Raw genomic sequence first — 25880 nt, 5'->3', positions numbered from 1 at the left:
CTTCCCAAACCATTTAATATCATTCTTTGTTCCCATCAATCGAACCTTTAACATCAATCTGCTCCTCCAAACAGGGCATACAGTTTCCGGTTATAGGTTGCATACTCCGGATACCGGATTTGTATTGCCTGCCAAAAATATGGTGCATAGGCACAGCAGAATAATTCCTCCACTGTGTACTGCCTGCACTCGTTAATCTGCTCCTCTGCGTCCGTGTAATCATCCACGCTTGGTGTGGCATTGCAATATAAATTAAATGCCATTCTGACTACTTTCACGCTTCCGCTGGTCTGCCAGCCTTCATGCAAACATTCTGTTTTTACACAGCCTGTCTTAAAATCATAAATGCGATTCGCATTCCTTCTGGTATCATCGTTAATGCCGAGGCAATAGCAAAGTGCCTTGTGGTACACATCCTGATACCTTACTTCTTCTAATTTCTCGTAGTAGAATTTCTCATGTGCTTCACTGATAAAAATAATGCTCTCTTTCTTTGTGTTTTCTGCTCCTAACGCTGTACTATTCATGCTTTATTCCTCCAATTCTTTATTTTTGACCATAACCACACTCGCAGCATAGCTGCTCGTTGTCGCGGCATTCGCCAAATGCTCATGCAAGCATGGCACTTGGCTCATTGCAACACGCAAAAAGGACACTCCCAAATTCTCACTTGGAAAGTGTCCTTGAAGTACAAAATATAAAATTGAATGTCGCACAAAACGTATTATTAAGTATTATTCCGTATTATGCGTAGCAAATTTGTAGTAAATTTGTAGTAAATCACAACTTGTAATCGCTGAAACCCTTGATTTTACTGGATTTATTTATCTAAAGACTTCATCGTCGGGAACAGCAGCACATCCCTGATGGCCGGTGAATCCGTCAGCAGCATGACCATACGGTCAATGCCGAATCCGATTCCTCCCGTCGGAGGCATACCTACCTCCAGCGCATTCAAGAAGTCCTCGTCCGTATGGTTGGCTTCCTCATCGCCCTGGGCCAGAAGCTCTTCCTGGGCTCTAAACCGCTCCCTCTGGTCAATGGGGTCATTGATTTCAGAGTAGGCGTTGGCCATCTCCCAGCCGTTCATGAAGAACTCAAAGCGCTCCACGTAGTCCGGGTTGCCCGGCTTTTTCTTGGTCAGAGGAGAAATCTCCACCGGATGGTCCAGAACAAAGGTGGGCTGGACCAGGTGCTCCTCCGCAAACTCCTCAAAGAACAGGTTCAGGATGTCGCCCTTCTTATGACGCCCCTCAAACTCCACTCCCTTTTCCTTGGCAATGGCTCTGGCCTCTTCCAGGGTATGAATCTTGTCAAAATCCACTCCGGCATACTTCTTAACCGCGTCCACCATGGTGATGCGTGCAAAGGGCTTGCCTAAATCCATCTCCACGCCCTTATAAGTAATGGTGGTGGTACCCAGTACCTCCTGAGCCACAAAACGGTACAGCTTCTCGGTCAGGTCCATCATTCCGTTGTAATCCGTATACGCCTGATACAGCTCCATCAGGGTGAACTCCGGGTTGTGCCTGGTATCCAGGCCTTCGTTGCGGAACACGCGCCCAATCTCATAAACCCTCTCAAGTCCGCCTACAATAAGCCTCTTCAGATAAAGCTCCAGGGATATGCGAAGCTTTAAATCCTCATCCAGGGCGTTAAAATGGGTCTCAAAGGGCCTTGCGGCAGCGCCTCCCGCGTTGGAAACCAGCATAGGAGTCTCCACTTCCATGAAGCCCTCTCCGCCCAGATATTTCCGGATAGCAGCCAGAATCCTGGAACGCTTGATGAAGGTATCCTTCACCTCCGCGTTCATGATCAGGTCCACGTAACGCTGACGGTAACGCATATCCGTATCCGTCAGGCCATGGAATTTCTCAGGAAGCACCTGAAGGCTCTTGGAAAGAAGGGTTACCTCCGTGGCATGAATGGATATCTCACCTGTCTTGGTGGTAAAGGCATTCCCCTTTACCCCCACGATATCGCCGATGTCCATTTTCTTGAAATCCTTATAAGACTCCTCACCCACGCTGTCCCTTGCCACATAGACCTGAATGCTGCCTTTTAAATCCTGTACATTGCAGAAGGAAGCCTTACCCATGACGCGTTTGAACATCATACGGCCGGCAATGGCTGCTTCCTTCCCCTCCCACTGCTCATAGTTATCCTTGATATCCATGCTGTGGGCAGTCACATCATATTTTGTAATCTGGAAAGGATCCTTTCCAGCCGCCTGAAGCTCCGCCAGCTTATCCCTGCGCGCCTTCAGCACGTGATTTAAATCTGTATCTGCCTGATTAACCTTTTGCTGTTCTCCCACGTCCTTAACTCCTTTGTGTTAGATTTATGAAACCCTCTGGATTTCCAGCACCTTATACTGGATATCCCCTGCCTGGGTCTCCACGTCTACGCAGTCACCCACTACCTTGCCAATCAGGGCACGGCCTACCGGTGATTCGTTGCTTATCTTATTCTGAAGGCTGTTGGCCTCAGTGGATCCAACGATATAGAACTCCATCTCCTCGTCATACTCCACATCCAAAAGCTTTACCTTACATCCGATATTAATTTTATCCAGGTCGATTTCATCCTCTACCACGACTTCGGCGTTCTTAAGAAGCTTCTCCAGTTCCTCGATACGCAGCTCAATGTCCCTCTGCTCATCCTTGGCCGCATCATACTCTGCATTCTCGGACAAATCGCCCTGCTCTCTTGCTTCCTTAATCTTCTGCGCAACTTCTTTTCTCTTGACAACTTTCAGATTCTGCAGTTCATCTTCGTACTGTTTGAGTCCGGCATATGTCAAAATATGTTTCTTATCTGCCATCTTACCCGCTTCCTTCCTTTAATTCTTAATTTATGTTGATTTCACTTGAGTATCATTCTTAATGTCCACACATTCTGAGTATTATATAGGAAAATGTGTCCATTGTCAAGATTGGATTTTCCTGTCCAGAAGCTCCACGAACCCCTCCAATGTCTCCACCTGATTGATTTCATTCCTGAGCGTGGCTGAGTGGGGCATTCCTTTTGTATACCAGGCCATATGGCCTCTCATTTCCCGCATGGCAACACTTTCTCCCTTAAACCGGACCAGCATGCGGCCGTGCCGCAGAATCATGGCCTTTATCTCAACCATGGACGGGCCCGGAAGGACCTCCCCTGTATCCAGATAGTGGTTAATCCGGCCGAACAGCCACGGATTGCCCTTGGCTCCCCTGGCCACCATGATGCCGTCGCAGCCTGTCTCTTTAAGCATCCTCCCGGCATCCTCCGGCGTAAAGATATCCCCGTTTCCAATGACAGGAATCCTTACCGCCTCCTTCACCTGACGGATGATGTCCCAGTCCGCCTTACCGGAATAATACTGCTCCCTGGTGCGTCCATGGACAGCCACTGCAGCGACACCGCAGCTTTCCGCCATCTTTGCAAATTCCACCGCATTGACAGAAAGGTCGTTAAATCCTTTGCGGAATTTCACGGTCACAGGCTTTTTCACCGCTTTCACCATGGCTGTCAGCACTTTCTTCGCCTGCCCGGGGTTCTTCATCAGCGCGGATCCCTCGCCGTTGTTGACGATTTTCGGCACAGGACATCCCATGTTCACGTCAATGTAATCATAGGGTCCTTCCTCCAGCCTGGCCGCAATCTCCGCCATAATATCCGGTTCTGAGCCAAAGAGCTGCACGGCGGCGGGGCGCTCGTCCGGGTCAATCTGCAGCAGCTCCCTGGTGTTTCGGTTGTTGTACAGAACCGCCTTTGCGCTGACCATCTCCGTCACCACGCAGCCCGCTCCCTGTTCCCGGCACAGCACACGGAAGGGCAGGTCCGTGACGCCCGCCATGGGCGCCAGTATTACATTATTCTCAAGAACTGTATTTCCAATCCTAAGTTTCATCTAATCTTCCCCGTCATCCTCTATATCTATGTCCTCTCCCAGGAAAAATGTCCTGTAATACAGTTCCAGCGCTTCCAGCATTTCCTTTTTTTCTTCCTGGTACTGCTTGATTTTAAGGACGCTTCCTATCTCGTCAAAGAGATAATCCGTTTCCTCTGAGGTTACCCTGAATTCCAGGTTTCCTTTTTCGTCAAATTCCATGGTCAGCACGCCGCCCACATCCTCTGTATAGAGCACACACATGATCTGGAGTTCGTCCCTTATGGACTGTGGCAGGGATTTGAAATCCTGGTTAAAATAATATTTTTGTTCATAGGAATTGGCTCCGCAGAGCACTGTCGTATCCTTCATCTCATCTCTCCACAAAAGTCCGCTGCCTGTGACAGGCGGCGGACTTTCCATTCTATCGTCGTTTATGTTCTCATCTACCGGATTAGCGGATCAGTATCTTGGCTATCTCATACTGCTCTTCCGGGATGTCCTTTGTCATATTCAGGGCTTCCTGGATATCGAAATCCACAAACTCACCGTGCTTATAGGCCACCAGACGGTTGCTCTTGCCTACGGCCAGAAGCTCTGCCGCCTTGGCGCCCATGATGGAGGCATATACCCTGTCCTTACAGGTAGGCGTTCCGCCGCGCTGCATGTGGCCCAGGATGGTGGCTCTTGTCTCAATGCCTGTGGCAGCCTCAATGCGCTTTGCCATGGAACCGGAATGGCCGATTCCCTCCGCGTTGATGATAATGTTGTGTTTCTTGCCCCGTCTGCGGTTGTCGATAATCCGGTTAATCAGAGCCTGCTCATTGCCGTCATAGCGCTCCGGGAGAAGGATATCCTCCGCGCCGTTTCCAATGCCGCACCACAGCGCGATGTATCCGGCGTTGCGCCCCATAACCTCCACGATGCTGCACCGCTCATGGGATGTGGATGTATCGCGAATCTTATCAATTGCTTCCATGGCCGTGTTGACAGCCGTGTCAAAACCAATGGTATAATCGGTACAGGCAATATCCAGGTCAATGGTTCCCGGAAGGCCGATTGTATTGATGCCCAGGGCAGACAGCTTTCCCGCGCCCCGGAAGGAACCGTCTCCTCCGATGACCACCATTCCGTCAATGCCATGCTTGCGGCAGATGTCAGCGCCCTTCTGCTGGCCTTCCGCTGTGGTGAACTCCTTACATCTTGCCGTGTAAAGGATGGTGCCGCCGCGGTTGATGATGTCAGACACGCTGGTGGACTCCATGTCCACGATTTCCTCTTCCAGCAGGCCTGCGTATCCACGCATGATACCCTTTACCTTAAGGCCCTTATTGATAGCAGTCCTTACAACCGCGCGAATAGCTGCGTTCATTCCCGGCGCATCGCCTCCGCTGGTAAGTACTCCAATGGTTTTCACTGCCTTTGCCATAGCAATTTACCTCCTTGTATTAAGCACATCCATTACTTCTGTGCTGACGTCGCTCTCAATCATTCATTCTCTCATCTATATCCAACGCTATTCTAATTCATTTTCCCCAGCTTTTCAAGACCTTTTTCTACGACTTTGACATTTTTTTCACCAAGTCCTTTTCCCAGCTCTTCCAAAAGCCCTGGCGTGACCTGTACATTCCAGTTGGCCGGAAGGACTTTCTTGGCCCTCTCCTTCTGGAGATAAATGACCACCCGGTCCTTTCCCTCGCAGGACCGCAGAGATGTCAGAAGGCGCTGCTCCCCGGCTTGATACGTCTCCATATCCGGGAACTGGAGCCACAGCTCCTTGGGTACACTGTCAAAGGGAATCACCTGCTCGCACACCAGCTTTCCCACCGGATCGTCTCCGATGGACACTCTTCCCCTGATGAACAGCTTGGAATCCTCGGTAAAAAGGTCCCGGTTGGCCTCGTAATCCCTTGGGAACACTATGACCTCCACCGGTCCCAGAAGGTCTTCCAGCGTTATGAAGGCCATGAGCTGGTTGGTCCTGGTGGTCTTTACGGTCTTGCCTGCCACCAGTCCGCCGATGACAGCCCTGGAGCCGTCCTCCACCCCTGCCTCGTCCGTCTCCTCGTCCACGATGAACTGGGCGGAGGTGGCTGTTATGTTCCTCCTCCATGTATCCTCATAGTCATCCAGGGGATGGCCGCTGATGTAGACTCCCAGTATTTCCTTCTCAAAGGCAAGAAGCTCATCCTTTGAGTATTCCCCCACATCCGGAAATGTAATCTGGAATTCGTTTCTGTCTTCCTCACCCGCAATGTCGAAAAGGCTTAACTGTCCCTCAAACATGGATTTTTTCTCCCTGGCCTTCTCCTCCAGCATGGTGGGCGCCACTGCCATCTTCTGCCGTCTGGTTCCGGGCAGGGTATCCAGAGCGCCTGACTTGATGAAATTTTCCAGTGTTCTCTTGTTCACTTCCTTCATGCTCATGCGCCCCACGAAATCCTCCATGGAACGGAAGGGACCGTTTCTCTCCCTCTCTGCCAGGATTACCTCTGTCACAGGTTTGCCCACGCTCTTGATGGCGGACAGGCCGTAACGGATAGCGTCCCCTGACACGGAGAAGCCGCTCTCGCCCTCGTTGATATCCGGCGGCAGCACCGGAATGCCCATCATGCGGCGGCAGGTCAGCACATACTCTGAAAATTTACTTACATTGTCCATAACCGATGTCATGAGGGCCGCCATAAACTCCCTGGGGTAATAGTATTTCAGATAGGCTGTCTGGTAAGACACCACCGCGTAAGCCGCTGCGTGGGACTTGTTGAAAGCGTATTTTGCAAAGTCAATCATCTCATCGTAGATGTGGTTTGCCGTCTTCTCGTCAATGCCGTTGTTCACACAGCCCTTAACCCCTTCCGACTGGTTGCCGTAGACAAAGTTCTGGCGTTCCTTCTCCATGACCGACGTTTTCTTCTTGCTCATGGCACGGCGCACCAGGTCGCTTCGTCCCATAGTATATCCGGCCAAATCACGCACAATCTGCATCACCTGCTCCTGGTACACGATACAGCCATAGGTAGGGCTTAATATGGGCTCCAGCTGGGGGCAGTCATAGGTGATGGAAGCCCTGTCGTTCTTTCCCTTCAGATATTTGGGTATAAAATCCATGGGGCCCGGACGGTACAGGGAGATACCTGCTATGATATCCTCCAGGTTCTCCGCCTTAAGCTCCTTCATGAAGCTCTTCATCCCCGCGCTTTCCAGCTGGAACACGCCCTCGGTCCTGCCTGTTCCGATGGATTCAAGCACCTTCTTATCGTCAAAATCAATGTGGTCAATGTCAATGGTTATGCAGTAGTCCTTTTCAGCCAGCCGCACCGCGTTCTGGATAACCGTCAGGGTCCGCAGCCCCAGAAAATCCATTTTGAGAAGTCCCAGCTCCTCGATGGTTGTCATGGTAAACTGGGTGGTGATGGTGCCGTCAGAGGCCCTGGACAGAGGCACAAACTCGTCAATGGACCGGCTGCCAATCACCACTCCGGCCGCATGCATGGAGGTATGCCTGGGCAGTCCCTCCAGACGCCTGGACATGTCGATGAGATAATGGACCTGTTCATCCTCATTGTATGCCTTCTTAAGATCCGGATTCATGGTCAGAGCCTTATCCAGCGTCATCCCCAGATCCCCCGGGATCATCTTGGCAATGGTGTCGCACAGGGAATAGGGCAAATCCAGCACACGCCCCACATCGCGGACAACACCCTTAGCAGCCAGGGTACCGAAGGTGACAATCTGCACCACCTGGTCCTTGCCGTATTTGCGCACCACGTAGTCAATTACCTCCTGGCGCCGCTCATAACAAAAGTCAATATCAATATCAGGCATGGACACGCGCTCCGGGTTCAGGAAACGCTCAAAGAGAAGATTATAACGCACCGGATCAATATTGGTGATTCCCAGTGTGTAGCTTACAATGCTTCCGGCAGCGGAACCCCGCCCAGGCCCCACGATAATGTCCTGGGAACGGGCATAGTTGATAAAATCCCACACTATCAGGAAATAATCCACGTATCCCATGGAGCGGATAACATCCAGCTCATAGTCCAGCCGGCTGCTCAGTGTGCCGTCATCATCCGGGTAACGGGTCTTAAAGCCCTCACGGCACAGATGGTTTAAGTAGCTCCAGGAGTCAAAGCCCTCAGGCACCTCATATTTCGGAAGCTTGGTGACCCCGAACTCAATCTCCACATTGCAGCGTTCCGCTATCATATGGGTATTTTCAATGGCCTCAGGCGCATAGGGGAACAGGGCCCGCATTTCCTCCTCGGACTTACAGTAGTACTGGCCCCCTTCGTAGCGCATCCTGTCCTCATCCGCCACCTTCTTGCCGGTCTGGATGCACAGAAGGATATCATGGGCCTTCTCATCCTCGGCATAGGTGTAATGGATATCGTTGGTGGCCACCAGCTTAAGGCCCGTATCCCTGCTCATGCGCATAAGGCCCTGGTTTACCAGCCTCTGGTCCGGCAGCCCGTGGTCCTGAAGCTCCAGGAAGAAGTTGTCCTTTCCGAATATGTCCACATACCTTTCGGATGCCCTGACCGCCTCCTCATACATTCCTCTGGTCAGGCAGCGCTGCACCTCCCCTGCCAGACAGGCGCTGAGGGCAATGATTCCCTCGCGGTAGGTCCGCAGCACCTCATAGTCCACTCTGGGTTTATAGTAAAATCCGTCCACAAACCCCTTGGACACAATTTTCATCAGGTTTTCATAACCCTTGTTGTTCTCTGCCAGCAGCACCAGGTGATAATACCGGTCCTCGCCGCTTACCGTTTCCCTGTCAAAGCGGGAGCCCGGGGCCACATAGACCTCACATCCCAGTATGGGCTTAATGCCGGCCTCCCTGGCAGCTTTATAAAAATCAATGACTCCATACATCACACCATGGTCCGTGACAGCCATGCTGTCCATGCCAAGCTCCTTTGCCCTGGCTGTCAGCTCCTTGATTTTACAGGAACCATCCAGAAGGCTGTATTCCGTATGGACGTGCAAATGGGTAAATGCCATTCCCTATTCTCTCCTTATCCTTGCGGTATCATTCGAGTAACAGTTTATCATAAATCCGGATAAAAGAAAAGAGAACCAGGCAAGTCCTGCCTGATTCCCATTATCTATCTCTCCAAACAAACGGACCGGTAGTTACTGGTTTTTCAGATACTTCTCAATTTCAGTTACAGCTGCTTCCTCATCCTTTCCGTCGGCTTCCACCAAAATGGATTCGCCTGCGGTCAGACAGAGAGTCATCATTCCCATGATGCTCTTGGCATTCACACGCTTTGCCTCTGCTTCCAGGTAAATCGCGCTTTCGTACTGACTGGCTACCTGCACGAGCATTGCTGCCGGTCTCGCCTCAAGTCCTGATGCCAATTCAACTGTAATCAATTTCTTTACCATAATAATCCTCCTCATTCCTTTGAATGGTGCACAGCCCCTGATACGTTCCAATGGTCATGTTCCAATCTGGCCGCATCCCGGCTGCCATTCAGGTGCCCGTACTGATTCGTACTTGATAAAACTATTGCAAACTTGATGTATTACGGTCTGGATACTGCTGCCGCAGTTCCTCAGCCACAAGGCTTAATTTCCTCAAACGGTGGTTCACGCCCGATTTACCCACAGGCGGTTCCAGGGCCTCCCCCAATTCCTTTAAGGTCGCCTCCGGCCGTTCCAGCCGTATACGGGCCATCTCCTGAAGGCTCTCAGGCAGACCCGAAAGACCGGCAGCAGACTGGATGAAACGGATGTCCTCTATCTGTTTTACCGCAGCTGACACGGTCTTATTGATATTGGCAGTCTCGCAGTTGACCTGGCGGTTTACGCTGCCCCTCATCTCCTTGACAATGCGGATATTCTCCAGCTCCATAAGGGATACCGGAGCCTCCATCACGTTAAGGATGTCCACAATCTGACTGCCCTCCTTGATATAGACCACATAGTACTTTTTCCTCGGCACTATCTTGGCCTCGATATCAAAGGTAGCAATGATGTTTTTAAGCTGTTCCGCCTTCGGCTCGGTGGGACACACGATTTCAAAGTGGTAGAACTTCTCCGGGGCGCTGATGGAACCGGCCGCCAGGAAGGCGCCACGTATGAAAGCCCGTCTGCAGCAGGCATTCTGAAGAACTACATTCCGAATCAGGGAAAGGTTTTCACCAATTTCACCCTGGGAATTAATAAGCTTCACTGCCTGCAGGACCTTGAGGGCTTCCTCATGTTCTCTGACTGCTACGATGTATGTCCTGCTCCGCACGTGATTCATTCCACTGCGAATCGAGACATCCGTTCTTATATTAAATGTTTTTTTCAATAATGTAAAGTACTTTCTTGCAACTGCCACATTTTCCGTATGGATTTCAATCCAAAAACGGTCTGAGGCCGATATCTTTACCCTGCCGCACAGACTCAGGATAGCTGCTGTTTCTGCTATCTGGCAGTGGCGAGCCCCGGGCATCTGCCTGGACAGCTCGTCTTTTACGTTGGAAGAAAATGACATGTCCGCTACTTCCTTTTATTGTCTTTGTCGATGTCCCTGTGTTCTATTTTGATGCCGTATTCGGCCTTGGCGGTCAGGTGGCCGCAAAGGGCCCTGGCAACCGTCACGGAGCGGTGCTTGCCTCCGGTGCATCCCACCGCCACCACCAGCTGGTTCTTTCCTTCATTGATATAATTAGGCAGGAGGAAATCCATCATATCATAGAGCTTGTCCAAAAACTGCGCGCAGGTGCCTCCCTGCATCACATAATCCCGGACAGACTGATCCTCCCCTGTCAGCTGGCGCAGTTCCTCCACATAGTAGGGATTAGGCAGAAAACGCACGTCGAAAACCAGGTCCGCATCCTCCGGAATCCCATACTTAAAGCCAAAGGAGAGGACTGTGACGAACATGTTGCAGTACTCCTGGTGTTTGAGGAATATTTTCTCCAGTTCCTGCCGCAGCTCCCTGGTAAGAAGCTTGCTGGTGTCAATGATGAAATCCGCATCTTTCTTGAGAAAGGCCAGCTTGACCCTCTCCTTTTCAATTCCTTTGTCCAGCCTGCCTGTCCCGGCCAGGGGATGGCTGCGGCGGGTTTCCTTGTACCGCTTAATCAGGACCCCGTCATTGGCATCCAGGAACAGAATCTGGTAATCCATCCCCAGTTCCTTCCATCCCCTGAAAATAGCATCCAGCTGGCTCAGTTCCTCGCCGCTGCGGATGTCTATGCCCAGGGCGGCCTGGCTGATGTCACTGCCGGCCGCTGCCAGCTGGGCAAATTTATCCACCAGAGATATGGGCAGGTTATCCACACAGTAAAAGCCCAAATCCTCCAGCATTTTCAGTGCAATTGTCTTGCCTGCCCCGGACATTCCGGTTACAATCACAAGCTTCATCCATCCTCCTCAGTTACGTAAGATTAGCATTTCAAATCAGAATTCCCCCCAGCGCTTCACTTCCATCTCAAGCTCCACGCCGGATTGTTCCATCACCGTCTTTCTGATATGACCACAAAGGGCCATGACATCGGACGCAGTGGCGTTTCCGCCGTTGATCACAAAACCGCAGTGCTTCTCCGATACCCTGGCACCGCCCATGCCGTATCCCCTGAGACCGGCATCCTCTATGAGCCTGCCAGCAAAATATCCCTGAGGACGTTTAAAGGTGCTGCCTGCGCTGGGATATTCCAAAGGCTGTTTCTCCCTCCGTCTGGCCGCCAGTTCCTTCATCCGGGCCTCAATGGCCGCCCGGTCCCCCGGTTCCAGCTGAAAGGATGCCTCCAGAACCGTATATCCCCTGTCGGGGATACAGCTGGTGCGGTATCCCAGTTTCAGTTCATCCCGGGAAAGCTCCAGCACCTCTCCCTCATTTGTCATGACCCTGGCTGATTTGAGGATATTCTTTATCTCAGATCCATAGGCCCCCGCGTTCATCACCAGGGCACCGCCGACGCTGCCGGGTATGCCTGCGGCAAATTCCATACCGGTCAGACCGTGTTCCAGGGCCACGCGGGCCACACGGGCCAGCAGTTCACCTGCCCCCGCACGTATAAGGTTTCCCTCTGCCCCGGCATAGCACCAGTTTCCTTCCATCGCAATGACCACGCCCTCGATTCCCCTGTCGCTGACCAGGAGATTGCTGCCATTTCCCAGCACTCTCCAGGAAATACCGTGTTCTCTGCACAGGCAGATAACCTTTCCCAGCTCCTCTTCATTGCCGGGGCACACATAGGCTTCAGCCGGCCCCCCGATGCGGAAGGTGGTGTGGCTGCTCATGGGTTCCATGAAACGGCACGCCGCCCCTTCTGATACAAGCACCTCTTTCAACATATGTTCCAGATTCAAAATACATTCCTCGCTTAAGACTTAATTTTCCTGGCCCTTTCCAAGATTGGCCTGTACCCGGTTGTAAAGCTCCTGGGCTGCATTGTAGCCCATCTTCTTCTGGCGGTAGTTGACAGCCGCGGACTCCACGATAATGGCCAGATTACGTCCCGGACGGATGGGGATGGTGTGGCAGACCACCTGGTTGCCCAAAAATTCCGTGTACTGGTCTTCCAGGCCCAATCTGTCGTACTCCTTATCCTTGCTCCAGTCCTCCAGCTTGATGACCATGTCAATGGACTGGGTATCCTTAACGCTCTCCACACCGAACAGGGTCTTTACATCGATGATACCGATGCCGCGCAGTTCGATAAAATGCTTGGTGATGTCAGGAGCGCTTCCAATCAGGGTGTCATCGCTGACCCGGCGTATCTCCACCACGTCATCCGTCACCAGACGGTGTCCCCGCTTAATCAGTTCCAGGGCAGCCTCGCTCTTGCCGATGCCGCTCTCGCCCATAATCAGCACGCCCTCGCCGAATACGTCAATCAGAACGCCGTGGATACTGATACAGGGAGCCAGCTTCACGTTAAGCCAGCGGATGATTTCTGCCATCAGGGCAGAGGTGGTCTTATCAGACACAAGGCAGGGAACGCCATAGTAATTACAGAATTCCAAAAGGTCTTCATCCGGCTCCTGGTCGCGGCTGAACACCAGACAGGGAATCTGGCTGGATGTGAGCTTATCGTACATCCGGCGCTTCTGCTCCTGGTCCATGGTATTAATATATGCCTGCTCTACGTATCCGATGATTTGAACCCGCTCCCTGTCAAAATGGTCAAAGAAACCCGTGAGCTGCAGGGCCGGACGGTTCACGTCCGGATGGGTCAGCACAATCTTGTCCGTGTCAATCTCCGGCGTGGTGTTTTTAAGCTTCATTTTTACGATTAATTCCGATATAGTTACTCCATGCATGATAATACCCCCTTGACCTGGTTTTACTTCTCGTTTAACTTCTATCATACTATCATAATTTGATTCGGTTGTCATGTATTTTTATCATTGTGTTTCCAGATTCTGGGGAGCCATTTCAATCCCGTCATCCGGGTTTGTGGCGGCCCCGGTTTCAGTCCCGTCCGGCCGCGGATGGAAGTAGCGGTACACGGATTCGGCCGACCTGCGGTTCATCTGGGGCGTCTGCTCCAGGTCTTCCACTGAGGCGCTCCTCACCGCCTCTATATCCTTAAAGCGGCGCATGAGGGCCTTTCTCCTGGCCGGCCCGATACCGGGAATATCGTCCAGTATGGATTTTACCTGGCCCTTTCCCCTGAGGCTTCTGTGGTATTCGATGGCAAAACGGTGCGCCTCATCCTGAATCCTGGTGATGAGCCTGAACCCTTCGGAGTGCCGGTCAATGGGCACCTCCACATTGTTATAATAGAGTCCCCTGGTTCTGTGATTATTATCCTTCACCATACCGCACACCGGAATGGAAAGCCCCAGCTTGCCAAGGACTTCCAGGGCTATATTCACCTGGCCCCTGCCGCCGTCCATCATGATAAGGTCAGGAAATCTGGTAAAACTTCCCAGGCTCAAATCGGCTCCCTTTTCCTTCAGTTCCTCCGTTTCCCTCATGCCATGGGAAAACCTGCGTGTCAGCACCTCTTCCATGGACGCGTAGTCGTTGGGGCCCCGGACCGTCTTGATGCGGAATTTTCTGTAATCGCTGCGCTTGGGCCTGCCGTCCTCGTATACCACCATGGAGCCCACAGACTCCACTCCGCTGGTGTTGGAGATATCATATGCCTCCATGCGCCGGATTCCTCCAATGCCAATGAGCTCTCCAATCTGGTTCATTGCCCCGATGGTGCGAAGCTCCTCTTTCTTAATCCGCTCCTTATCCTGGGACAGCACCAGAGCGGCATTCCTGGCCGCCAGCTCCACCAGACGTTCCTTCTCTCCCTTTTTTGGAACCACCAGCCTTACCTTCTGCCCCCGTTTGGCGGACAGCCACTGGCTGATGACCTCCTCATCCCCCAGGGGGTGCTGGAGCCACAGTTCCCTTGGAATAAAAGGAGTGCCCGCATAAAACTGCTTTACAAAGCTGTCCAGAATCTCGCCCTCATTTTCCGCCGTTGCAGCCGATATATGGAAATGGTCCCTGCCGATCAGTTTGCCCTCGCGGATAAAGAACACCTGTACCACCGCGTCCCTCTCATCCCTGGCCATAGCCAAGATATCCCGGTCCTCCATGCCGCTGCTGGTTATCTTCTGCTTCTGCGCCACCTGCTTCACGCTGTTTAACAGCTCCCGGTACTCAATGGCCCGCTCAAACTCCAGGCTGTCGGAGGCCGTCTGCATCTTTTCCTGGAGACTCTTTATGAGAGGGTCGTATCTGCCGTTTAAAAAGTCCAGGGCCTGACTGAAGTTGGACTGGTATTCCTCCCTGGAAATATATCCCTGGCAGGGGGCGTCACACTGCTTGATATGGTAATTGAGACATGGACGCTCCTTTCCCGTATCCTTTGGCAGGTTCCGGCTGCAGGTCCTGATGCGGTATAATTTGTGTATCAAATCCAGCGTATCCTTCACGGCCCCCGCGCTGGTATAGGGGCCAAAGTAACGGCTCCTGCCGTCCTTCTTCATATCCCTGGCAAACAAAAGGCGCGGAAAATCCTCCCCCATGGTTGCCTTGATATAGGGATAGCTTTTGTCATCCTTTAACATGGTGTTGTACCGCGGCCTGTGCTCCTTAATCAGGTTGCACTCCAGCACCAGGGCTTCCAGCTCGGAATCCGTCAGGATATATTCAAACCACGCAATGTGGGACACCATCTGTTCAATTTTAGCCGTCTTATTCCTGCTGCTCTGAAAATACTGCCTGACCCGGTTCTTAAGACTGATGGCCTTGCCCACGTATATGATCTCATCTCTGTCATTGTGCATAAGATAAACCCCCGGACTGGCCGGGAGTTTCTTCAGTTCTTCCTCTAAATCGAACAATGCCTGTCACCATCCTTTTCATATGGCTTTATGTTCCGCCGTTTTACCGGGCGGTGCTTTACCGGGCTATTCGCTCGTCCTCTTTTGCCGCTTCCTCCGGAGTCAGCAGCCCGCCGTAGTGATAGCTGACACCTGCATCCCAGAGAATCCACTGGTCATAGCCGGCATCGTAGACAGCCTGAATCTGCTGCCTCACCTGTTCGTCGCCATATCTAATATAATGTTCCAGATAGGACGCCGTAAAGTCCTGAAGCCACGGCCTTACCACTGCCTGAGGCGTGTCATCCTTCGCGGATGCGGCCAGAAGCTCCCTGGAACCATTCAATGCATTTAATATTGTATCATAAGGCTGGGTATCTGGATACTCTATTCCAAAATTTCCCGGCCCATAGTGGGATGGATAAATCATGGGACATATATAATCCAGATGCTCCGCCATGTCCTCGTATTCCTGGCCTACGGCAGCCGCGTCCTCTTCGCTGCGCATGATGGCGCCGAATACGTCAGCCGACACAAAGAGTCCTTCCTTTGCCAGCTCATCATACGCATAGCTTATGAATTCCGTAATTGCCTGGGTCTTATTACGCCCCTGGGTATCCCCATCGTCAAACACAACGTCATTCATGGTCCTGTCCACGGCAAATCGGATGTAATCGAACTGAATTTCGTCAAATCCCACCTCGCCTGCCTTTTTCCCCACCTCGACCAGATAATCCCAGACTTCCTTCTTATAGGGATTTACCCATGCGAGGCCCTTATTATCCCGGTAAATTTTGTCATCCGCCACATGAAGGCTCCATTCGGGCTTCTGTTCCGCAAGATAGGGGTCCCTGAAGGCCACCACCCTGGCTATGGTATAGATTCCGTGCTCCTTAAGCTTTGCCATAAGAGCCGGCATGTCCCGGATAAAAACATGGCAGGCCCCTATCTCATTTACCGTAGGGGAATCCATGGCATAGGTAATCCTTCCTTGGTCGTCCTTTACATCAATGACCACTGCATTGAGCTCCGTCCTGTCGAGCTCCTCAATGATTTTATCCATCATATCGCCGGTTCCGGCCACATAGGCGGACACATAGATACCCTTAACCTTTACCGGGTTCCTGGGGGGATATGAGGAAATGGTAATGACCTCCGAATCAACCGCCTCCGCCTCCTGGGTCTCCTGCCCGGACTGTGCCTCTGCTTCCTCAGGCCGCGCGGCTTCCTTCTGGGACCTGGTTATCTCCTTTGCCGGTTCATACCGGGAACATCCTGTCAATGCAAGAATTAATATGCCTGCTGCTATCCACCTTTTCATACGTAACCTCTGTCTTTCCCAATTATCTTATGATTCCTGGAAATTCCCATTTCCATTCTTAATCTATATCAAAAAGGCAAATGCCTGTAAGTTCAGTGAATCAGACATAAACATCCGTTCGTTCCCACTATAATACCATATTCTTCCTGTTTTGTATATAAAATATGACTTTTTTGTTACAATTTCATTAATTTCTCCCACTTCTTGTAAATACCAATGTCTGCCTTCAGCTGCACAGAACGCCCGGGCAACGGCTGTATGCCATTGTCCGGGCGTGCGCCGGGCCGGCCTGGGGCCGGAACCCATATTTTTATAAACCCATAATCCTCTAAATCCATGTTTTATAAATCAAATATGATTATGCCTCTGCCAGGTGTTTCTGAAGGGCAGCTCTTACAGCACCCCTGCCTGCTGTCATTTCAGCGAAAATGCTCTCCACATATTCGCCCAGCCCTGCCTCATACAGGTCCACTCCGAATATCTTGGCATCGCTTAAAATAGGCTGAAGCACCTCGTGTACATTACAAGGCTCCCCTACCCTCACACCCTGCAGCTTCTCAGCCAGGCCCTCATACATTGGGTCAGGGCTCACGGTGAAGGTATTGCCCTCATCGTCTACCCCTAACAGGTAACGGCACCAGCCTGCCTGAACCATAGGTATGAACTTAAGGGACTTCACATCCAGCTCAGGCCTTGCCATATACTCCTTGATGGTTTCACCGAAACGGATGGACAGCTTCTGGGAGGTATCGCATGCAATTCTCTGGGGCGTATCAGGCATAAATGGATTGGGAACTCGAATCTGTAATACCTCGTCAATAAATTTCTTAGGAGAAAGTATGCCGGGATCCGTAACCACAGGAAGTCCTTCTTTATAACCGATTATTTCCACCAGCTTCACCAGGTCTGCATCCTTCATCTCCTCGCTGATCTTGGTGTAGCCCAGGAGACAGCCGTATACGGCCAGGGTGGTGTGAAGGGGGTTCAGGCAGGTGCACACCTTCATGCGCTCCACCTTTTCAACGGTATCCCTGGCGGTAAACATGACGCCTGCCTTTTCAAGCAGGGGACGTCCGTTGGGGAATGCGTCCTCAATAACCAGATACTCAGCCTCCTCTGCATTTACAAAAGGAGCCACATATGTGTTCTTGCTGGTGACAATGCTCTCTGTATCTGTGAAGCCGGCCTCCTCCAGCATTTTCTTTACGCTGTCATCCGGACGTGGGGTGATTTTGTCAATCATGCTCCAGGGGAAGGAAACATGAGCCGGATTCTCAATATACGCCAGGAATCCCTTGTCAGCCTTGCCGTTCTCTGTCCATGCCTTTGCATAAGCGTCCACAGCCGCGTACAGCTTATCGCCGTTGTGGGAACAGTTATCCATGCTTACCAGCGCCAGCGGGGCCGCCCCATGGGTATATCTCCAGTAACACAGGGCTGCCAGCTTGCCGATATAACTGTCTGCCTGTTCCGGGCCAGCCTCAAAGTCAGCCTTTACGTCCGGGCGGAAGGAACCGTCTGCCGAAGTGATGCTGTAACCTTTTTCCGTAATCGTGAAGCTGACCATCTGCAGCGTCTTGCTGGCAAAGATATCCTTTAAACGGTTCCAGTCGGCCTCATCATGGCGGTCCACGGTCAGGGATTGTGCAAGGCTTCCAATCACGGTCTTTTCAATGGTACCGTTGGCCTTCAGTGTGACCAGGAGGCTTAAGTCATCCTGAGGCCTGTATGCCTTCTTGATGATTTCATAGTCATAACCTTCCGCCACAATGATGCCGGTCTTTTCAACACCATCGTTCAGCAGCTTCTGCTGACACGCTGCCGGAAATGCGCGGAAGATATTGCCTGCTCCGAAATGCACCCACTGCGGACACTCCCTGGTAGCTGCCTTCATCGCTTCCCTGTCAAATTTTGGAAGTTCTATTCCTGCTGCTTCCCACTCTTCCTTATTCCTCAGTTCACTGTCTAATAAATGCATAACCTTTCCCTCCTGTGCTCGTTGATTTCATGATTTAATATTACCACCCCGCGGGCGAATAATCCATATCCCTTTTTGTTTAATACATTGCAAAACTTGCTGTCAGCATCCCTGTGATTTGTTAAAAACAATGGAGCCTGCTTTTATTGCAATAAAAAAGACCAGCAACCGTGCCGGTCTCTCCTCATAACTGCTGAACTTCAAAAAATACTGCTTCGTCACTGCATCACCGCTGATACTGTATCACCGCTGATACATTGGAATTCTCTGTCCGGTCGAACAATTCATCCCCGTCAGCCGCCATTGCGTTCACCAAAATCAGCATTGCTGCCAGCATGGCCCATGCAAAGCCGCCCAGTACCTTCCTGACTTTCATTCTACTCTGCCTCCTGGATTCATAAGCCTGATAACTGAAGATTACACGCTTAGTTTCACTCCGTTATCCCATTATACAAACTTTTATGAAAAAAGCAAGTCCTTTTCCCCTTACACTGTCTTACATTTTCCTTAAAAGCCCTGTATTTCAACGGACTTTCCTGTTTTAGAATTTTTTTCCATAAGGGGGAAATACTCTGATTCCAGCGTTCTTTAGATAGATTCTAAGGAAAATGCAGGGCAATGGGGCAATGGATTCTGTCCGCCTGACATACGTCCGTTCCCTCTCCCCTTACGGCTAAAATAAAATTTTTCACCTTTTTTGTAGGCAAATTCTGTATATCCGGAAAATGAGCCATTTTTTTGGTAAACTAAAATTACCTTATTTTTCTATTTATATAATATACACGTAAGAAAAGAGGATACACCGTGATTACATATGAACCTTTTTGGAACACGCTCAAGAATTCTGATGAATCCACCTACACCTTAATCTATAATCATAACCTGTCAAGCTCCACCATAGACAGGCTCCGGAAGAACAAGCCCTTAAGCACCACGACGCTCAATGACCTCTGCCGCATCCTGGACTGCGACATCAATGACATCATATCCTATAAACGTTCTGAAAACGACCAGTTTTTATAGAAGTCAGCAACTGTTATCAGGAGGCAGACGGGCGGATCGGCCGCCGTACCAACGGTTATAAGGCCCGGGCCGGGCGCCGGGCTGTCTAAGCTATGAAATTGGCGAGGAGGAATCCGGCGTTGCAGCCTGGATTAAGCGGTGGGAAAGCGAGGAAGGCCTTGAAATAGGGCGGCCGCAATCCCGCTGGCTTTAGCCCACATCATTTTCGGAGGCAAGCCCACGCCTGAAAAAATACCTTATTACACAACAGGGCTGGCCAGCTCCTTGCCCTTCTTGAAATTTATAAATTCCTCAGGGGACAAAAAAACCTCGCTGTATCCCAGTTCATGGCACAATCTGGCGGCTCCGGGCTGCTCCAGATATGCCTGCTCCAGCATATTCTTCTGTCCAAATACAGCCCTGGTATCCCCGTCCAGAAGTACATTCCCCTTTGCAAATACAATAGCCCGCTCAAACGTTTCCGCCACAAAATCCATATCATGGAGAATGGAAATAACAATTTTGTGTTCCCTGTTAAGCGCCTTCATAATGGCCTTAATCCTCTCCTTGCCCATATAATCCTGGGCAATAGTGGGTTCATCAAATATGACCGCATCCGTGTCCATGGCTATAATTGCTGCAATGGATACCATTTTTCTGTCGGAGAGTCCCAGGTCATAGGGATTTACCTTTTCGGTTCCCTCCAGTCCCACCATGGCTAACGCCTTTTGGGCTGATGCTTCCGCGGCCTGTCTGTCCATGCCAATCTGCAGGGGCCCGAACATCACCTCATCCATTACCGTATTCTTAAATATCTGGTCATTGGGATTCTGAAACACCAGTCCAATGTCCTTTGCCAACTGAGCTGCCGTAAAACCCGACAGGTCCTGGCCATTAAACAGAATGTTCCCCTGTGTAGGCCGCAAAAGTCCCTTTAACAGTTTAACAAAGGTAGTCTTTCCAGCCCCATTCTGCCCGATGATGGCAGTAGGGCGCTCGTCAATAACAAGATTGATTCCTTTTAGGATTTCTTCCTTTTCCGTATATGAAAAATGCAGCCCCTTTATGTCAATCTGGTTCATACCGTCCCCTCCTGTCCGTATGTAAGAAGCGCGCCTGCCTCTTCCAGGGTAACCGGATATTGGCCCTTCTCTTTTGTCTTTATTCCAAGTTCCCGGCATATCCTTGTATAGGAAGGCGCGATTACACCATGTTCCTTTAAATCATTCCTGGAAAATATAGCTCCGGGTGCATCAAAATCCACCAGTTTTCCGTCATCCAGCAGCATGACCCGATCGCTGTAGGCTGCAATTTTCTCCATCTTGTGTTCTGCCATAATGATAGTGATTCCCTGCCGGCTCAGTCTCTGAACCGCTCGGAACACCTCCTCGCTTCCCTGCGGGTCCAGCTGCGAGGTTGGTTCATCCAATATGATAACCTCAGGCTCCATGGCAATGATGCTGGCAATGGCCATCCTCTGCATCTGTCCCCCCGAAAGGTCAAAGGGCGCCCTGTCTTTAAACCGGACAATATCCAGTTCCTCAAGGCTTCTGTCAATGCGCCGTATCATCTCATCCCTTGGTATGCCGAAATTCTCCAGACCAAATGCAATTTCCTCATAGACAGTCAGTTTGGAACCCGTCACCTGGTTAAATGGATTCTGGAACACGATTCCCACCTTCCGGCATAAGTCATCCACCTCCACATGCCTGACCTCGATGTCATCCACAAAGACCTTCCCTCCGTATGCACCCCTATAAAAGTTGGGAACCAGTCCTGTGAGGGCCTGGCAAAAAGTACTCTTACCCGAGCCATTCCTTCCTATAATACCTATGAACTCACCCGCATGGATTTCACAATTGATTCCGTCCAGGGCAAGGCGGTCTGTGTGGGGATACCTGTATTTCAGATTTGTTACTTTTATCTCAGCCATGTCATAATCCTCCAACCAATTGCTCCCACAATACCAAGAATCAGAAATCCCTGAATCACCTTGTCCAGTGTGGTCGTATGCTGTTCATTAAGAAATGTCTTCCTGTTTTTTGCATTAAATCCACGCACCTCAAGCGCAATGGCCCGCTCCTTTGTATCTATAAAAGAGCTCATAATAACTGGTGAAATCAGAGGAAGAAATGCCTTCATCCTCACCAGAAGGTTCCCCTCTGTTTCCATTCCCCTGCTTTTCTGGGCATCCGTAATGGTTGCCATTTTTTCCGTCATCTGCGGAATCAATTGGAACAAGGAAATAAACACATATCCAAATCTGGGCGAAAATCCTCTGCGCACAAAGTTCTCAATCATGTCGGACGGTTTGGTGCAAAGTACCAGTACGCAGAAGCAAAGGATGATATTAAACACATTAATGGCGATATCCAGAGCAAACATAAGACCTTCTTTATAGAAGGTAAGCCCCCAGATGCCAAAGAGCGCTGTTTCGTTCCCAGCCCGGAACAATCCCTGAATCAGCAGCACGGTGAGTACCACAAAACCAGACACACCTAAGATAGGTATGGTTTTTCGGATTACACCGGAACCAAACAGCAGCAATGCGCTTAAGAGGATGAATCCCGTGCTGGCCATATGATTCCCCATGAAAATCGGGATGAAAACAGCGGACAGAACATACAGAATCTTGCTTTCAGGCGAAAGCCTGTTTAAAAAAGAGTTCTTTTCCTCATATAAACTTATACTTTTCATTCATCTTCTCCTTAGTCCAGACTTTCTATTTTGCTGTTGCTCTGATACAGGGACAGAATGCTTTTTGGAAATCCTCTATAGAGTCCCGCCACCAGCAAAAGCACCACGATTTTGTCCGGAAGGTCCACCACGATTTCATCCGCCGTGGATGCAATCCAGGCTGGAAGCCCCTGAGACAAGGCTCCTGCATATACAATGTCTCCCCACAGATTACCTGTTGTTCCTCCCCAAAACATCATGTTCAGGGGGGTGGATACGATAACAGCAGCCAGGCCTGCCAGAACACCGGTTAAGATAGTCCCCCTCAGGTTTTTCATCCGACCATAATACGACATCAGTCCCACCACAATTCCAAGGGCCGCCTGTGAAAGGGCATATACTGTAGATATGGGGTCCATGGTAAGGCCATATATCAGATTGTTGGCAGCTCCTGCAATCGCCCCCACAACCGGACCGGCAAGACAGGCTGCAAGGCAGGTTCCAATGGAGTCCAGCCAAAGCGGCAGTTTCAATACGCCGGCAAACAGCTTACCGATATAATTAATCCCCACTGCAGCAGGTATCAGTACCAGCGCGGCCGTATTAAATTTCAGGGACCAGGGGCTGTTATAATTTTTTTCTTTCATCTTCCCGCCTCCTGTTCACGGACTTTTTCTTCCATGCGCACAATCGTTTCCAGGGCCAGAAGGATTTCATTCTTTTCTCCCTCTGCCGCCTGGTAAATGCCCTCCACGTATCCATTGATTTCCTCCTCAAGATTCCCCTCGAACAGGCTGACCGTATTCAGGACGGACGCTGTCTTGACGCCTCTTAACGCGCCTATGGTGAACAGCGCCGCAGTCTCCATATCCGCACCTAATATTCCTTTTTCATGCCAGTAGGCGTCAATCTCATCCTCCCGGTCCGTATAAAAGCTGTCATGGCTTCTGCATTTACCTATACGAAAGGGAAAATGGAATGTTTTCGCTGTCTCAACCATGCACATAAGAAGCTCCGTATCAGGCACCGCCGGATACTGCTCCTCTACATAGGATCTGGAAGCGCCGTCATCCCGGACAGCCCCATGAATCAGAAGCAGGTCTCCCATATGTATATCCTTCTGCAAAGCGCCGCAGCTTCCAATCCGTATCATATTTTTTACGCCTATGTGATGCAGTTCCTCCACCGCGATTCCCGTGGACGCCCCGCCCATTCCCGTGGAAACGGCCATGACCCGGACCCCCTTATAGATACCGCTGACGCTTTTATGCTCCCTGTTAAATGCAATCTCCTTAACATCCTCCAGAAATCCCTTAATCCGTTCTACCCTTGCAGGGTCTCCGGGAAGGATTGCGTAGGCTGCGCCATCCTGCCTGCTGCATCTGATATGCGGCTGTAAACTATCCATACTGTTCCTCCTAATTTCTTTCTCTGTTCAGGGCATCGTAATCCTTTATGGCAATATTCCCCTTATTCAGTTCAATAAGGCCCTGTTCCTTCAGTTGTTTTAAAATGCGATTCACACTTCGCTGGGTCACTGCCATCTTCTGGCTCAGTATTTCAGATGAGACCACGAAGCGCAGTTTACCGTCTGTTCCCGCATTGCCTACCAGGTACTGGCAGATTCTCTGCTTCAGCGTATAAAGGGTGTTCTGCCCCATATTCGCACACATCCGGTAAGAATTGCTGCACAGGGTCCGAATCATATATTCATTGAAGTTATTGTCCATGCGAATCCATTTGACAAAATAGGTCCGGTCCAGCTCCAGCATGGTCACATCACCCCTGGCCTCCACACGGCTTATATAGCCAACCTGGGAAAACAGTTCCAACTCTCCTATGTAATCCCCTTTTGTGTAGGTACACAAAAGATACTTCTTACCGTGTTCAGATTCCACATAGATATCCGCATAGCCAGAGGCTACAATATAAAATGTATTGTATATCTCACCCTGTTTCAGCACGAACCGGCTATCCTTGTATTTCCTTACTTTAAAATTCCGCAGGATCTCATAAGGACACTGCCGCAGAAGCTGGAACAGCACTTTATCTTTTTCCACAAGTTCCAGTAACTTCAATAAATTTTCATCCATTTTTGTATTCCTTTCGGCCGGTCATGGAATTATTATATATGAAAAGCAGGAATAAAGTATAGGATTTATGTCTCCTAACTCCTTCTTCCTGCCAGTCTTTTTATAAATGCAGATGCAATCATTGGACAAATGTCCTTTTGCATTTTCCCTTATTCATATATAAAACCATTCAGTCCATAGACAATCCCATTTCCGGAACAATCTCCTTCCATCCGCATGCCCGGGTGGGAACCATATACCCTTGTGGTAAAGACCTCCCGGCCTTCGTTTACAAATATTTCCAGCGAAGTGGTGTCTGAAAAAATATGCAAATCCGTAAGCCTCTCCAGCGGGACGCTCCGTCTGGTCCTGCCGCTTCCGCAGGTTCCCATATCCAGGGTCAGCAAACCATTTTCATAGGATAACGTCACATCTCCCCTGACAGTCAGGCACATGTCATGACAGGTCACAAAGGATATGCGTCCTTCAAACACAAGCCCTGGCTCCACGCCCTTGTCAAGTTCCTCAAAATCGTAATCCCTTCTGTCCCTGCGAAGCTCCCTCATCTCCTCCAGAGGCTGCTGCAAAAGGCGTCCTTCCCTCATATGGAGCTGCCGCGGCATGGTAAGGGCATGCTGCCATCCGGCGTTCACCGTCGGATTGGTGTAATCCGCATCCGGAATCCCCATCCAGCCTATGAGAATGCGCCGCCCCTTTTCATCCAGAAAGGTCTGAGGCGCATAGAAGTCAAATCCCCTGTCCACCATTCCAGGCAGCTGGGATTTCAGCTTGCAGGTATTTTCCCTGAAATCATAGTCCAGGCAGAAAACCGTACACTGATGCACATTCTGATACTCTGTTCCCATTGGCTTCACGCCCTGAGGGCAGCAGACCAGACAGAGCTGTCCGTCCAGGCAGAACAAATCCGGGCATTCCCACATATAGCCAAAGGTTTTGTCCGTAGTGATTCTATTAAAATACCCCCATTTTTTTAAATCCATTGACCGGTACAGGAGGACCATTCCCTTGCTGTGCACATCCCTTGCCCCCAGTACCATATAATAAAACTCCCCTTCTTTATACACTTTAGGGTCCCTTATGTGGCAGCTCATGTCATCCGGATAATCTCCGTGATTCATCACCAGTTCCTTGGCAGAAAAATGATACCCATCCTGGCTGGTAAAATGAATGGTGTTGCTCACCCGGCCGCCCATGATATAATCGTAATCATCCCGGTCAAACAGCTTCACATTGCCTGTGTAAAAATAGTGGATGGTTTTGTCCTCCACATAAGCTGAACCGGAATATACGCCATGGGCGTCCATGTCCTGATCCGGAAAAAGCACCGGCTCCTCCTGTTTATAATGGATGAAATCCCGGGTGGTATAGTGACCCCAGAGCTTAATCTCCCCTGTAGGCTCAAAGGGTGTATACTGATAATAAATATGGTACAGTCCCTGAAACTGGCAGAGGCCATTGGGGTCGTTCAGCCAGCCGGTTTCAGGCATCAGGTGGTAGGCCAGACGGCTGTCATCCGCCTTGACCATTTCCCTGTACTCCCTGTTTTCCCGGTACCATGCCTCATAGTCCTCCCTTCGGACCTTTTCATATTTTTTCAAGCTGCTTCCTCCTTACCGTCACCATGTGTTTACGCTGTCTTCATAGCCTCTGCCACCGCCA

General features: G+C 50.5%; 25 protein-coding genes. 1 reads left to right on the top strand and 24 read right to left on the bottom strand.

What is annotated here, in order from left to right; genetic code table 11:
• Window positions 1-53: 53 nt before the first annotated feature.
• The 17 genes from LA360_RS01540 to LA360_RS01460 form a co-directional block, all read right to left on the bottom strand.
• Window positions 54-527: a DUF6075 family protein gene (locus LA360_RS01540; RefSeq protein WP_112483131.1), complete on the bottom strand. Its 474-nt coding sequence runs from the start codon at window positions 525-527 to the stop codon at window positions 54-56.
• Window positions 528-820: 293 nt separating this feature from the next.
• The gene (gene lysS / locus LA360_RS01535) at window positions 821-2317 is read right to left on the bottom strand and encodes a lysine--tRNA ligase (RefSeq protein ID WP_112483134.1); all 1497 of its coding nucleotides are present in this window, start codon (window positions 2315-2317) and stop codon (window positions 821-823) included.
• Between the two features lie 24 nt (window positions 2318-2341).
• Entirely contained in the window at window positions 2342-2824 is a 483-nt protein-coding gene (gene greA, locus LA360_RS01530) for a transcription elongation factor GreA (RefSeq protein ID WP_002574940.1), read from the bottom strand.
• A 105-nt stretch (window positions 2825-2929) separates the two neighbouring features.
• On the bottom strand, window positions 2930-3895 hold the full coding sequence (dusB, locus tag LA360_RS01525) for a tRNA dihydrouridine synthase DusB (RefSeq protein ID WP_022202830.1): 966 nt from the start codon (window positions 3893-3895) through the stop codon (window positions 2930-2932).
• Entirely contained in the window at window positions 3896-4246 is a 351-nt protein-coding gene (locus tag LA360_RS01520; RefSeq protein WP_002587783.1) for a DUF6145 family protein, read from the bottom strand.
• A gap of 82 nt (window positions 4247-4328) precedes the next feature.
• Window positions 4329-5303: a 6-phosphofructokinase gene (gene pfkA, locus LA360_RS01515; protein ID WP_112483136.1), complete on the bottom strand. Its 975-nt coding sequence runs from the start codon at window positions 5301-5303 to the stop codon at window positions 4329-4331.
• A gap of 92 nt (window positions 5304-5395) precedes the next feature.
• Window positions 5396-8881: a DNA polymerase III subunit alpha gene (locus LA360_RS01510; RefSeq protein ID WP_057572540.1), complete on the bottom strand. Its 3486-nt coding sequence runs from the start codon at window positions 8879-8881 to the stop codon at window positions 5396-5398.
• Window positions 8882-9013: 132 nt separating this feature from the next.
• Window positions 9014-9268 (bottom strand): HPr family phosphocarrier protein, encoded by a 255-nt coding sequence (locus LA360_RS01505; protein WP_002564619.1) that lies wholly within the window; start codon window positions 9266-9268, stop codon window positions 9014-9016.
• 121 nt (window positions 9269-9389) lie between these two features.
• Window positions 9390-10367: a DNA-binding protein WhiA gene (gene whiA / locus LA360_RS01500; protein ID WP_022200393.1), complete on the bottom strand. Its 978-nt coding sequence runs from the start codon at window positions 10365-10367 to the stop codon at window positions 9390-9392.
• A 5-nt stretch (window positions 10368-10372) separates the two neighbouring features.
• Complete coding sequence (gene rapZ / locus LA360_RS01495; protein WP_022200394.1) at window positions 10373-11242, bottom strand: RNase adapter RapZ; 870 nt, start codon at window positions 11240-11242, stop codon at window positions 10373-10375.
• A 36-nt stretch (window positions 11243-11278) separates the two neighbouring features.
• Window positions 11279-12190 carry a UDP-N-acetylmuramate dehydrogenase gene (murB, locus tag LA360_RS01490; RefSeq protein ID WP_057572541.1) on the bottom strand — a complete coding sequence of 304 codons (912 nt, stop codon included), beginning with the start codon at window positions 12188-12190 and terminating at the stop codon, window positions 11279-11281.
• 21 nt (window positions 12191-12211) lie between these two features.
• The gene (gene hprK / locus LA360_RS01485; protein WP_022200396.1) at window positions 12212-13144 is read right to left on the bottom strand and encodes an HPr(Ser) kinase/phosphatase; all 933 of its coding nucleotides are present in this window, start codon (window positions 13142-13144) and stop codon (window positions 12212-12214) included.
• Between the two features lie 84 nt (window positions 13145-13228).
• Window positions 13229-15172, bottom strand: a complete 1944-nt coding sequence (uvrC, locus tag LA360_RS01480; protein WP_022200397.1) for an excinuclease ABC subunit UvrC — start codon at window positions 15170-15172, stop codon at window positions 13229-13231.
• A gap of 58 nt (window positions 15173-15230) precedes the next feature.
• Window positions 15231-16472: a putative glycoside hydrolase gene (locus tag LA360_RS01475; protein ID WP_022200398.1), complete on the bottom strand. Its 1242-nt coding sequence runs from the start codon at window positions 16470-16472 to the stop codon at window positions 15231-15233.
• 176 nt (window positions 16473-16648) lie between these two features.
• Entirely contained in the window at window positions 16649-16810 is a 162-nt protein-coding gene (locus tag LA360_RS01470) for a hypothetical protein (RefSeq protein WP_160116374.1), read from the bottom strand.
• A gap of 20 nt (window positions 16811-16830) precedes the next feature.
• Window positions 16831-18450, bottom strand: coding sequence for a mannitol dehydrogenase family protein (locus tag LA360_RS01465; RefSeq protein ID WP_022200399.1), 1620 nt, complete (start codon window positions 18448-18450; stop codon window positions 16831-16833).
• A 226-nt stretch (window positions 18451-18676) separates the two neighbouring features.
• Window positions 18677-18826, bottom strand: coding sequence for a hypothetical protein (locus LA360_RS01460; protein WP_022200400.1), 150 nt, complete (start codon window positions 18824-18826; stop codon window positions 18677-18679).
• A 428-nt stretch (window positions 18827-19254) separates the two neighbouring features.
• Here LA360_RS01460 and LA360_RS01455 point away from each other — a divergent pair, with 428 nt between their 5' ends.
• Window positions 19255-19473, top strand: coding sequence for a helix-turn-helix domain-containing protein (locus LA360_RS01455; protein WP_002587772.1), 219 nt, complete (start codon window positions 19255-19257; stop codon window positions 19471-19473).
• A 239-nt stretch (window positions 19474-19712) separates the two neighbouring features.
• Here the strand turns inward: LA360_RS01455 and LA360_RS01450 are convergent, their stop codons facing one another.
• From LA360_RS01450 to LA360_RS01420, 7 genes are all read right to left on the bottom strand, one after another.
• A complete protein-coding gene (locus LA360_RS01450; protein ID WP_022200401.1) occupies window positions 19713-20534 on the bottom strand; it encodes an energy-coupling factor ABC transporter ATP-binding protein in 822 nt (273 codons plus the stop codon).
• Window positions 20531-21385 (bottom strand): energy-coupling factor ABC transporter ATP-binding protein, encoded by an 855-nt coding sequence (locus LA360_RS01445; protein WP_002587770.1) that lies wholly within the window; start codon window positions 21383-21385, stop codon window positions 20531-20533. Before LA360_RS01445 ends, LA360_RS01450 begins: the two co-directional genes overlap by 4 nt.
• Window positions 21373-22149 carry an energy-coupling factor transporter transmembrane component T family protein gene (locus LA360_RS01440; RefSeq protein WP_022200403.1) on the bottom strand — a complete coding sequence of 259 codons (777 nt, stop codon included), beginning with the start codon at window positions 22147-22149 and terminating at the stop codon, window positions 21373-21375. Before LA360_RS01440 ends, LA360_RS01445 begins: the two co-directional genes overlap by 13 nt.
• 11 nt (window positions 22150-22160) lie before the next feature.
• Window positions 22161-22775, bottom strand: coding sequence for an ECF transporter S component (locus LA360_RS01435; protein ID WP_002594650.1), 615 nt, complete (start codon window positions 22773-22775; stop codon window positions 22161-22163).
• The gene (locus LA360_RS01430) at window positions 22772-23536 is read right to left on the bottom strand and encodes a nucleoside phosphorylase (protein ID WP_057572543.1); all 765 of its coding nucleotides are present in this window, start codon (window positions 23534-23536) and stop codon (window positions 22772-22774) included. The genes LA360_RS01435 and LA360_RS01430 overlap by 4 nt, the downstream gene beginning before the upstream one ends.
• A gap of 10 nt (window positions 23537-23546) precedes the next feature.
• Complete coding sequence (locus LA360_RS01425; protein ID WP_225537260.1) at window positions 23547-24206, bottom strand: Crp/Fnr family transcriptional regulator; 660 nt, start codon at window positions 24204-24206, stop codon at window positions 23547-23549.
• A 164-nt stretch (window positions 24207-24370) separates the two neighbouring features.
• Complete coding sequence (locus LA360_RS01420; RefSeq protein WP_057572544.1) at window positions 24371-25819, bottom strand: glycoside hydrolase family 32 protein; 1449 nt, start codon at window positions 25817-25819, stop codon at window positions 24371-24373.
• Window positions 25820-25880 lie beyond the last annotated feature (61 nt).

It is taken from the genome of Enterocloster clostridioformis, from assembly GCF_020297485.1.
In the GTDB taxonomy this organism is placed as follows: Bacteria; Bacillota; Clostridia; order Lachnospirales; family Lachnospiraceae; genus Enterocloster; species Enterocloster clostridioformis.
Note: the sequence above shows the minus strand (reverse complement) of the source record. Positions and strands in the feature narration are given on the sequence as shown.

Excerpts from the sequence above, each read along its gene's own strand:
- LA360_RS01475 (WP_022200398.1), bottom strand. The coding sequence starts at position 16,472 with ATGAAAAGGTGGATAGCAGCAGGCATATTAATTCTTGCATTGACAGGA.
- LA360_RS01450 (WP_022200401.1), bottom strand. The coding sequence starts at position 20,534 with ATGAACCAGATTGACATAAAGGGGCTGCATTTTTCATATACGGAAAAG.
- LA360_RS01430 (WP_057572543.1), bottom strand. The coding sequence starts at position 23,536 with ATGGATAGTTTACAGCCGCATATCAGATGCAGCAGGCAGGATGGCGCA.
- dusB (WP_022202830.1), bottom strand. The coding sequence starts at position 3,895 with ATGAAACTTAGGATTGGAAATACAGTTCTTGAGAATAATGTAATACTG.
- LA360_RS01445 (WP_002587770.1), bottom strand. The coding sequence starts at position 21,385 with ATGGCTGAGATAAAAGTAACAAATCTGAAATACAGGTATCCCCACACA.
- LA360_RS01460 (WP_022200400.1), bottom strand. The coding sequence starts at position 18,826 with ATGAAAGTCAGGAAGGTACTGGGCGGCTTTGCATGGGCCATGCTGGCA.
- hprK (WP_022200396.1), bottom strand. The coding sequence starts at position 13,144 with ATGCATGGAGTAACTATATCGGAATTAATCGTAAAAATGAAGCTTAAA.
- LA360_RS01435 (WP_002594650.1), bottom strand. The coding sequence starts at position 22,775 with ATGAAAGAAAAAAATTATAACAGCCCCTGGTCCCTGAAATTTAATACG.
- LA360_RS01520 (WP_002587783.1), bottom strand. The coding sequence starts at position 4,246 with ATGAAGGATACGACAGTGCTCTGCGGAGCCAATTCCTATGAACAAAAA.
- pfkA (WP_112483136.1), bottom strand. The coding sequence starts at position 5,303 with ATGGCAAAGGCAGTGAAAACCATTGGAGTACTTACCAGCGGAGGCGAT.
- LA360_RS01470 (WP_160116374.1), bottom strand. The coding sequence starts at position 16,810 with ATGGATTTAGAGGATTATGGGTTTATAAAAATATGGGTTCCGGCCCCA.
- LA360_RS01505 (WP_002564619.1), bottom strand. The coding sequence starts at position 9,268 with ATGGTAAAGAAATTGATTACAGTTGAATTGGCATCAGGACTTGAGGCG.
- LA360_RS01540 (WP_112483131.1), bottom strand. The coding sequence starts at position 527 with ATGAATAGTACAGCGTTAGGAGCAGAAAACACAAAGAAAGAGAGCATT.
- rapZ (WP_022200394.1), bottom strand. The coding sequence starts at position 11,242 with ATGAAGCTTGTGATTGTAACCGGAATGTCCGGGGCAGGCAAGACAATT.
- whiA (WP_022200393.1), bottom strand. The coding sequence starts at position 10,367 with ATGTCATTTTCTTCCAACGTAAAAGACGAGCTGTCCAGGCAGATGCCC.
- greA (WP_002574940.1), bottom strand. The coding sequence starts at position 2,824 with ATGGCAGATAAGAAACATATTTTGACATATGCCGGACTCAAACAGTAC.
- LA360_RS01440 (WP_022200403.1), bottom strand. The coding sequence starts at position 22,149 with ATGAAAAGTATAAGTTTATATGAGGAAAAGAACTCTTTTTTAAACAGG.
- LA360_RS01510 (WP_057572540.1), bottom strand. The coding sequence starts at position 8,881 with ATGGCATTTACCCATTTGCACGTCCATACGGAATACAGCCTTCTGGAT.
- LA360_RS01465 (WP_022200399.1), bottom strand. The coding sequence starts at position 18,450 with ATGCATTTATTAGACAGTGAACTGAGGAATAAGGAAGAGTGGGAAGCA.